Consider the following 1,688-nt stretch of genomic DNA (forward strand, 5'->3'; position numbering starts at 1 on the left):
CCGGCAGCCCCGGCAGCCCCGGGGACCCCGGTCAGCCGACGAGCACACTGTCGCCCGGCCGGCGTCCCACCTCAGTCCGTGAGCTCCTTGGTGAGTGTTCTGCGCAGAACCTGACGGGGTTTGGCCTCGAGGTCGTCCCCACCTCGTCGTCGTCGCCCTCTCCGGCCCCAGGAGTCCGGCGCCAGGCCGGGCACGAGCGTGAGCACCCTCCCCAGTCCGCGTGCGGGCCATTCCACGTGTGCATGCTCCACCTTGACGGTGGCGCGGCGACCGCGCAGCACCAGGGTCATGACCCCGTTGTGGAACCAGACGCCGTCGGTGACGTCCCACCTGACCTGTGGATCGCGCACCCCCACAGCATCGGCGAGCCGGCGGGTCAGTGCGGGCGCGGGATTCCGGACCGAGATCCGGTTGACCATCCGGATCGACTTCTGTAGAGGATTGCGGAACGGCGACATGACCAGTTGGTGGACCCTGGTGGGCGAGTCGCGCACCCGGGGCGCGGTGAGCTGGACCTCCTCGAGGTACGAGCAGTGGACATCCCCGCCCAGCATGAGGATCGACGCGGGCGGCCGGCCGTGATCCCCGGCCGCGACCTCGGTGAGCAACCCGATCAGGTCGTCGAAACTGTTCCGGAACGCCGCCCAGTGTTCGAGGTCGACTGTCAGGCGCACCCACTCACCGATCCGGGCGGACAGCGGCTTGTCCGGCCGGTCGCGGCTCACCGCCTCGTTCCACCCCTCGAGATGGTGCAGTGCCGGCAGCATGAAGGCGGGCAGGGACGACGCGATCACCAGGTGGTCGACCTCGGCCGCCAGGCACGCCTCCCGCGCCCACTCCCACTCCCGGGGATCCATCACTCGTCGGTCACCGGGGTCCAACCGACGAGAGGCGCGCACGTCGAGCATCACCACCCGCACCCGCCCGAAGTCGCGGCGGAAGCTCCACCGCGCGGTGTCGCGGTCGGCGTCGGCGGACAGGGCGAAATCGTCGAGGATCCCCTCGCGTTCGGCATCGGATCCCGCAGCCCGCACCGCCTGGTACACCGCGTCGGCCTCCAGCTCCCACGGCGCGAGATTGCCCAGGTGCTGGTAGACGAAGTAGCTGGCGAAAGCCCCCTTCACGCGCTCAGGCCACCACGGCTGGGCCGTCATCTCCCGGCGCCACGCGTACGAGGAGTTCCAGTCGTCGCGAAGATCGTGGTCGTCGAGGATCATGCAGCTGGGCACGGTCGAGAGCAGCCAGCGGACATCCGGATCCCGCCACGACTCGTGGTACAGCCAGGAGTACTCCTCGAAGTCACAGATCTCCCCGGACACGTCCCGGTCACCGCCGTCCCCGGCGGAGTCGCGCACCGACCGCGGCCCCTGGCCGGCGCTGCGACGGGCGGCCAGCCGCTCGGTGATCTCGCGGCTGGGGATGTCGGCGTACACCTGGTCGCCGAGCAGCAGCATGGCATCGGGCCAGTCGGCGTGCGGCGTGCGGGCCATCTGGTGCGCCAGCGCGACCAGCGCGTCGGCCCCGATCCGGCGCAACGCCACCGGGGTCTGGCTCTCACCACGTCGACAGGACCCGAAGGCCAGGCGGACGGTGTCATCGGCCCTCGGGGTGCGGATGACGCTGGGGCGCTCCGGTTCCACGGGCCAGGCGGGCGCGCCGTCGAGCGCCACCTGGTACGGCGTCCGGGA

1 protein-coding gene is annotated in these 1,688 nt (G+C 71.1%); it reads right to left on the bottom strand.

Annotation, left to right across the window (positions count from 1 at the left end; genetic code table 11):
• Window positions 1-71 precede the first annotated feature (71 nt).
• Window positions 72-1,688: alkaline phosphatase D family protein (locus G6026_RS02320; RefSeq protein WP_182612144.1), on the bottom strand; the 1,617-nt coding region annotated here is incomplete at its 5' end.

The organism is Dietzia sp. DQ11-38-2, assembly GCF_014145055.1.
In the GTDB taxonomy this organism is placed as follows: Bacteria; Actinomycetota; Actinomycetes; order Mycobacteriales; family Mycobacteriaceae; genus Dietzia.